Annotated in this window: 5 protein-coding genes and 13 tRNA genes; all 18 read left to right on the top strand. The window is 41.1% G+C overall.

Features of this window, described 5'->3' with window-relative positions; translation table 11 throughout:
• Window positions 1–39: 39 nt before the first annotated feature.
• Window positions 40–115 (top strand) — tRNA-Val (locus A3849_RS13860).
• Between the two features lie 24 nt (window positions 116–139).
• Window positions 140–216 (top strand) — tRNA-Met (locus A3849_RS13855).
• A gap of 4 nt (window positions 217–220) precedes the next feature.
• Window positions 221–298: transfer RNA gene (locus A3849_RS13850), tRNA-Asp, on the top strand.
• A gap of 21 nt (window positions 299–319) precedes the next feature.
• Window positions 320–395 (top strand) — tRNA-Phe (locus tag A3849_RS13845).
• Window positions 396–414: 19 nt separating this feature from the next.
• Window positions 415–490, top strand: a tRNA-Thr gene (locus A3849_RS13840).
• 5 nt (window positions 491–495) lie between these two features.
• A tRNA-Tyr gene (locus A3849_RS13835) sits at window positions 496–581 on the top strand.
• Between the two features lie 5 nt (window positions 582–586).
• Window positions 587–660: transfer RNA gene (locus A3849_RS13830), tRNA-Trp, on the top strand.
• Window positions 661–684: 24 nt separating this feature from the next.
• Window positions 685–760, top strand: a tRNA-His gene (locus tag A3849_RS13825).
• A 47-nt stretch (window positions 761–807) separates the two neighbouring features.
• Window positions 808–883: transfer RNA gene (locus A3849_RS13820), tRNA-His, on the top strand.
• 18 nt (window positions 884–901) lie between these two features.
• Window positions 902–976, top strand: a tRNA-Gln gene (locus tag A3849_RS13815).
• A 5-nt stretch (window positions 977–981) separates the two neighbouring features.
• A tRNA-Gly gene (locus A3849_RS13810) sits at window positions 982–1,056 on the top strand.
• A gap of 7 nt (window positions 1,057–1,063) precedes the next feature.
• A tRNA-Cys gene (locus A3849_RS13805) sits at window positions 1,064–1,137 on the top strand.
• Between the two features lie 31 nt (window positions 1,138–1,168).
• Window positions 1,169–1,247 (top strand) — tRNA-Leu (locus A3849_RS13800).
• 243 nt (window positions 1,248–1,490) lie between these two features.
• Window positions 1,491–2,675, top strand: coding sequence for a sensor histidine kinase (locus A3849_RS13795; RefSeq protein WP_074111944.1), 1,185 nt, complete (start codon window positions 1,491–1,493; stop codon window positions 2,673–2,675).
• The gene (locus A3849_RS13790) at window positions 2,672–3,316 is read left to right on the top strand and encodes a response regulator (RefSeq protein WP_178382688.1); all 645 of its coding nucleotides are present in this window, start codon (window positions 2,672–2,674) and stop codon (window positions 3,314–3,316) included. Before A3849_RS13795 ends, A3849_RS13790 begins: the two co-directional genes overlap by 4 nt.
• A 272-nt stretch (window positions 3,317–3,588) precedes the next feature.
• Complete coding sequence (locus A3849_RS13785; RefSeq protein WP_074111942.1) at window positions 3,589–4,521, top strand: ABC transporter ATP-binding protein; 933 nt, start codon at window positions 3,589–3,591, stop codon at window positions 4,519–4,521.
• Between the two features lie 15 nt (window positions 4,522–4,536).
• Window positions 4,537–5,814, top strand: a complete 1,278-nt coding sequence (locus A3849_RS13780) for an ABC transporter permease (RefSeq protein WP_074111941.1) — start codon at window positions 4,537–4,539, stop codon at window positions 5,812–5,814.
• Complete coding sequence (locus tag A3849_RS13775) at window positions 5,762–6,931, top strand: ABC transporter permease (RefSeq protein ID WP_083613499.1); 1,170 nt, start codon at window positions 5,762–5,764, stop codon at window positions 6,929–6,931. The genes A3849_RS13780 and A3849_RS13775 overlap by 53 nt, the downstream gene beginning before the upstream one ends.
• Window positions 6,932–6,939 lie beyond the last annotated feature (8 nt).

Raw genomic sequence — 6,939 nt, 5'->3', positions numbered from 1 at the left:
CCCATACGGGTCACCAATTATTTTACCAGGCACACATATGGAGGCTTAGCTCAGCTGGGAGAGCATCTGCCTTACAAGCAGAGGGTCGGGGGTTCGAACCCCTCAGCCTCCACCATAGTGCTTATAAGTTTTTTACTGACGCGGGGTGGAGCAGCCCGGTAGCTCGTCGGGCTCATAACCCGAAGGCCGCAGGTTCAAATCCTGCCCCCGCAACCAATTTGGAACCGTGGTGTAGTTGGCCTAACATGCCTGCCTGTCACGCAGGAGATCGCGGGTTCGAATCCCGTCGGTTCCGCCATTAATTTGGCTAATTTTATATGGCTCGGTAGCTCAGTCGGTAGAGCAAAGGACTGAAAATCCTTGTGTCGGGGGTTCGATTCCCTCCCGCGCCACCATTTAAATAAAACTTAATATGCCGGTGTAGCTCAATTGGTAGAGCAACTGACTTGTAATCAGTAGGTTGGGAGTTCAAGTCTTCTCGCCGGCACCATCCTCGGAGGCTTAGCGAAGTGGCCAAACGCATCAGACTGTAAATCTGCTCACGTACGTGTTCGGTGGTTCGAATCCATCAGCCTCCACCATTTTTAGGGGCATAGTTTAAAGGTAGAACAACGGTCTCCAAAACCGTTGGTGTGGGTTCAATTCCTGCTGCCCCTGCCAAACTAATTTTAAAAGCTTAATATGGCGGCCGTGGCGAAGGGGTTAACGCACCGGATTGTGGTTCCGGCATTCGTGGGTTCGAGACCCATCGGCCGCCCCATTTCTTTTAAAATGATTGTTTTGTTTGTATTATATCAGTTTCATATGGCGACTGTGGCGAAGGGGTTAACGCACCGGATTGTGGTTCCGGCATTCGTGGGTTCGAGACCCATCAGTCGCCCCATTTATCTAAATTGAATATTGGGGATTAGCCAAGCGGTAAGGCAACGGACTTTGACTCCGTCATTCATAGGTTCGATTCCTATATCCCCAGCCATTTATGCGGACGTGGCTCAGCGGTAGAGCATCGCCTTGCCAAGGCGAGGGTCGCGGGTTCGATTCCCGTCGTCCGCTCCATTTTTATGGCGCCATAGCCAAGTGGTAAGGCAAAGCTCTGCAAAAGCTTTATCCCCAGTTCGAGTCTGGGTGGCGCCTCCATTTTTATTTGAGGACTAATTTATATGTATGTGCCGGCGTGGCGGAATGGCAGACGCGCTCGACTCAAAATCGAGTGGGAAACCGTGGAGGTTCGAGTCCTCTCGCCGGTATACTAAAAGGGTTTATAAATTTGCTGATAAGCAGATTTATAAACCCTTTTTTGATGTATTGATGAGTACTATAGCCGAATATTTGAAATACATTAATTGCGGTTTTTTGCATTAACCACTAAAAGTATTTGAACAAAGTATGCTGAGCTAGAAAAGGTTTTTTATGGATAAACAGGTTTATGTTATAGTATAGATAAACCTTATTCTAGGTTTTACTCCAACTTCAGTAAGAGGGTATCGATTATGAAAGACCTGTATACAATGGACAGTAGAAAGGTTGTACAAAGAATTATTAAAGGATTTTCTTTATTCTCTATATTTTCCACTATCATTCAAAGTTATCCGGCAGACTCACAATCTATTCTGTATCTTAGTCTCATTACTGTAGCATTGCTCGTGAATGATTTCACCAGGGGCAAATTTCAGAACCAATCTAAGGCATTATGGTATGTATCCTTTATCGTTAGTAATATTTTAGCTGGTTTTTTGCTGTTTAAGGTTTACTGCATAGGCACACAAATTTACATTATTATTTTACTTGTTGAAATTATTGTGAGCACTCAAAAAATCCCTATGTATGTATTATGCCTGCATTTTACTATCTTCACAGCTTCACTGATAGCAGACCATACTACTGTTAAGGATATCCTGTCTTCTTATTTAGTAATTATCGCAATTGTTTACTTATTTCGAAATGTATTAATAGAAAAAACTCGGGCCCAAGAACTTAATCAAGAATTACAAATTGCCAATACTACGTTGCAAGAGTATTCAGGTAAGATTCAGGAGCTTACTATCTCCAAAGAAAGGACTAGGATTGCCCAAGAGCTTCATGATTCACTGGGTCACTATCTTATAGCCTTAAATATGAATCTTGAGTATGCAAATACAGTCGTGGAAGTGGATCCAGGTAAAGCTAAGCTTACGATAAACAAATCTCAAGAGCTTTCCAAGGAATGTATCGTCAAGCTTCGTAAAACGGTAGTTCTTCTTGGCGAGGAGCGATCCTCTAAGGAACTCCAGCAATCCCTTCACGAGATCTTCGACAATTTCCTTGAAACGAATAAGATTCATTTTGAACTGAACATGGATGAAGAAATTGAATATGTGGATTCTGACATCAAGAACTGCATCTACAAAACAGTGCAAGAGTCTATCACCAATGGTATTAAACATGGTGAGGCCACACAATTCTCCATTAAAATCCATAAACTTTCGGATCAAATTTCCTTGCTCATTCATAATAATGGAGCAGATTGTACAGAGATCATTAAATCGAAGGGGATTCAGGGAATAGAAAACAGGATCGTTGCCCTAGGTGGAAAAGTTGATTTTTACTCGGGAGGATCTACAGGATTTAGTGTTGAGGCCAGTATTCCTAAAATTACTCTTGATTTCGAGTTTAACAAGGAGGCACATTCATGGTGAATATTATTATAGTAGATGATCAGCAAATTGTCCGGGAAGGCTTGAAGATGATTCTTAGCCTGCATGAAGAAATTAATGTTATCGGCGAAGCATCCAATGGAGAAGAGGCATTGGAGCTTCTCACATACACTTCTCCTGAAGTTGTTCTAATGGATATTAAAATGCCTGTAATGAATGGAATCGAAGCTACAAAATTAGTTAAAGTAAAGTACCCTGAGATCAAGGTTATCATTCTTACCACTTTTAATGACAGTGAGTATATTTTTTCAGGCCTTAAAAATGGGGCGGATGGGTATATTCTAAAAGACTCCGGCTCTCAGGAAATTATTTATTCCATTAAGACCGCCTGTGAGGGTAACATCCTGTTGAATCCCAAGATTACTCGGGAAGTAGTGAACGCGCTGAATTCTGTGAAGAATACAGGTTCAGAGAACATACAGAACGAGCAGATTCTTCATTTGCTTACGCCACGTGAGCTTGAGGTGGCCAAATGTATTATGGAAGGCAAGAGCAATAAAGAGATCAGTAATGACCTATTTATTACAGAAGGTACTGTCAAAAATTATGTCTCAAGAATGCTTGAGAAACTTGAGCTGAAGAATAGAACTGAATTAACACTTTGTCTGCAAAAGTCGCTGTAGTCCTGCAGCATTGCTTGTCCACATTTAACTGATTCCAATTTCCTCCTGTATGCCGTCCTACAGTAATCTTGTCTGATCTACAGACTGATTACTGTATGGACGGCATATTTTAGTTTCTCCTCACTAAGGCAATGCCCTACCTATATGACTAAAGTAATGATGCAAGTGATAACTAAAGTAATACTCAGATTGAGTACTATAGTAAATATTTTTAAATTGTATGGGGGGTTAGAATGATAACAGAACAAGAATGAACGAGAGGTGCTTTACTGATGCTCGAATTAACAAATTTGACCAAAAAATACAATGATGTCACTGTAGTTAATAATATTTCGCTACATGTGAAACGTGGTGAGATTTTTGGTTTGTTAGGCCCTAATGGAGCCGGGAAGTCGACGACCGTATCTATGATAAGCACGGTGCTTACGCCAACCAGCGGGAGTATAACGATTGATAACAAGTCTCTTAGGGAAAAACCTATAGATATTAAAAAAATTATGGGTATTGTCCCGCAGGATTTAGCATTATATCAAGCCTTGAGCGCCAAAGAGAATCTGGAGTTTTTCGGCAGCCTATATGGACTTTCCGGGAAAAAGCTTAAAACCAGAACCAATGAAGTGTTGGAAATTATCGAACTACAGGACAAGAAAAACCAGGATGTTGCTGAGTTCTCCGGAGGGATGAAGCGCCGGGTCAATATCGGCGTTGCCCTAATGAATGATCCGAAATTGTTGATTTTGGATGAACCCACTGTAGGTATTGATCCCCAATCCCGAAATCATATCCTGGAGACTGTGAAAAAACTGAATCAGGAGAGAGGGATGACGGTGATCTATACAAGTCACTACATGGAGGAAGTTGAATACTTGTGCAAGAATGTTGCCATCATCGACCATGGCTCCTTGATCGCACAGGGAACAAAAGAGGAACTAAAGCAAAGCCTGGCGGCCTGTGATACGTTGACGGTTAGTTTTAGTGAAGCGAGTGAGGGAGCAGTTGAACAGTTAGACCAGATTCCCGGAATTTCCAAGGTTAGTATAGCGGGTAATCAAATCAGTATGCTGGTTTCCACGAGTGACAAGAATGTGATTGAGATTGTGGATGACATCAAAAAATTAGGACTTAAGCTTACCAGCTTTAAATATGAGGAAGTGAACTTGGAGAGTATTTTCCTACAGATCACAGGTAAGGCCTTAAGGGGGTAGTGAGGGGGTGATATTTTGAGAAAGCTATTACGGCTATTTCTATTGGATCTGCGGTTGCTGACTAAAAATAAAACATTTTATCTAAAGCTTATTCTGTTTCCATCCGTACTGATACTCATCCTGGGAACGGTATTCAGTGATTCGAGTTCGCAAATCAAAACGTTTAATGTAGCTTTTTATAATTCAGATAAGGGTACTTATGAGGGGACTGAGTTCGTATCCTTGGGGAAAGTGTTACGGGATAATGTATTTAAGCAAAAAGATATGGAGAGAATTGTAAATTTAAAAGAAGCCGCCAGCTATAACCAGGGCAAGCAATTACTAAAAGACGGTCAGGTTGCAGTATTTGTATACGTACCGGAAGGCTTCACTAAGGCAGCTATGAAAAATGAACAAACGAATATTGTCTTGATGGGTGACAACGATAAGCCTCTGGATAAAGAAATAGTCGCTACTATTCTGAACCGGTTCAGTGCAAGTGTCAGGACACAGAATGTTGAACAAAGTACGATCCTCCAGACCATAAGCAGCAAAGGAAATATTCCTAAAGATAAAATTGAGAAGGTTATGAGCCAAATATCAGGAAATAAGGAGCTCAGTCTTAAAATACGAGAGGTGCCAACGAATAAAGCTGCCGTACCCATAGATGCTATGCAATACTATTCGATCGCAATGGTAGTGATGTTCTCCATTATGACGGCGTTTGTGCTGGTTCATAGCATCGTGGATGAGAAGCAGAGTCACACCCTATTTCGAATCAAATCCACACCTACATTAAATATACAGTATGTACTGGGCAAACTTTTTGGGATTATTTTATCCGTTGTTATCCAAATGGTTATTGTGATCATTATTAGCCGGGTTGTGTTCCAGATGAAATGGGGGAACTATTTTGACCTCCTTGTCATTACTATTGTTTATGCTTTTGCCATTGGCAGCATTATTCTGCTGTGGGGATTTACCGCGAAAGATCATGTGACTGTATCTAGTTTGGCTTCTCCAGTGTTGTACATTTTCAGCTTTTTGGGCGGGAGTTTTATCACTAAAAGTGGATTGCCGGACAGTCTGCGCGTTATTCAGGAGATTATCCCCAATGGTAAAGCAATAAATTCCTACTTAAAGGTATGCCAAGGGGTGGGACTTGACGGCATGTATATTGATTTGTTGGAGCTTATAGGTATAGGGCTGATATTTATTATCTTTAACATTATGGTATACAGCGGAAAAAGGTGGAGTAAACGTGCAATTTATAGTCATGGTAAAAAACCAGCTGAAACTGATGTTTCGAAATAGAATCGCGGTTTTTGCAACAATCGCGGTTCCCTTGATTTTGACCTTCTTGTTCTCCTTTTCACAAGGGAATAGCCAGGAAAGCTTATATGTAGCTGATGTGGACCATAGTGAGTATTCAAAACAACTTATGGATATGATTAAGAAACATGATGAACTGAAAATTGTTCATTCTGATGAAGCCACTATCAAAAAAAAGGTAGATGATCAGGATATTCCCTTTGGTTTGGTTGTGAATCAGGGTTTTGGCAGCCATCTATTATCTGGGTCCGGTGAAGATTTGCCTATTTATTTTGTGCAAAATTATCAAAACGGTGATGGGACTATTTTGGAAGAGATTATTACCGGTGAAGTAAGCACGCTCCAAAAAGTGATTCATGACTCAAAAGTGATCTCTGCGGGATTGAATGTAGATGGCCCCGGAATTACAACCAACGTATTTAAAGGCATCAATGAGGTCTCGAATCTAAAGATAGATGACCAAACTTTAAGTAGCGGGGAGAAGACTCATGACAATGCCACAGCAAGGCTAATCGGTTTTCTAGTTATGTTCATTTGGTTCGTTGTCATTCAGGGATTACGGACCTTAATTGATGAAAGAGAAAACAATACCTTAAGCAGATTATTAAGCACACCAATTGATTATAAGAAATATCTGCTGGCAAAAATGACGGCGACTTATCTGTTCGGGGCTGTTCATGTTCTGGTCATTTTGGCTGCTGGTAAATATTTGCTAAAGATTAGTATCGCAGACAATGCGCTTGCGGTTGGAATTCTTTTCGCTGCGTATTTATTTGCACTGACCAGTATCACTATGATTGTTATCCCGTTTATGCGGAATCAGAAACAGTTTACGTCCTCTGCTTCAATCATCATAGCGGTAACCGGTATGCTTGGAGGTTCCTTCTTTTCTATGGAAATGGCACCAGGATTCATGCGGATCATATCCAAGTTCACTCCGGAATCGTGGGCTATACAATCGTTATCGGCCGTGATTTTCGACCATCAGGCGATTACTTCAGAATGGGTTCCATTAGCTGTATTTGTAGGGATTGGAATTGTAGGGTTCACAGCTGGCCTCTTATTTATGAATAGAGAACTTAAGATATTGAAGGGCTAACAGATATT

The sequence above is a fragment of the Paenibacillus sp. P46E genome, assembly GCF_001909095.1.
Lineage (GTDB): Bacteria > Bacillota > Bacilli > Paenibacillales > Paenibacillaceae > Paenibacillus_AQ > Paenibacillus_AQ helianthi.
This window is presented reverse-complemented; position numbering and strand designations above follow the sequence as displayed.

Bases quoted from the DNA above. Each gene is read 5' to 3' on its own strand.
- A3849_RS13795 (WP_074111944.1), top strand. From the start codon at position 1,491: ATGAAAGACCTGTATACAATGGACAGTAGAAAGGTTGTACAAAGAATT.
- A3849_RS13785 (WP_074111942.1), top strand. From the start codon at position 3,589: ATGCTCGAATTAACAAATTTGACCAAAAAATACAATGATGTCACTGTA.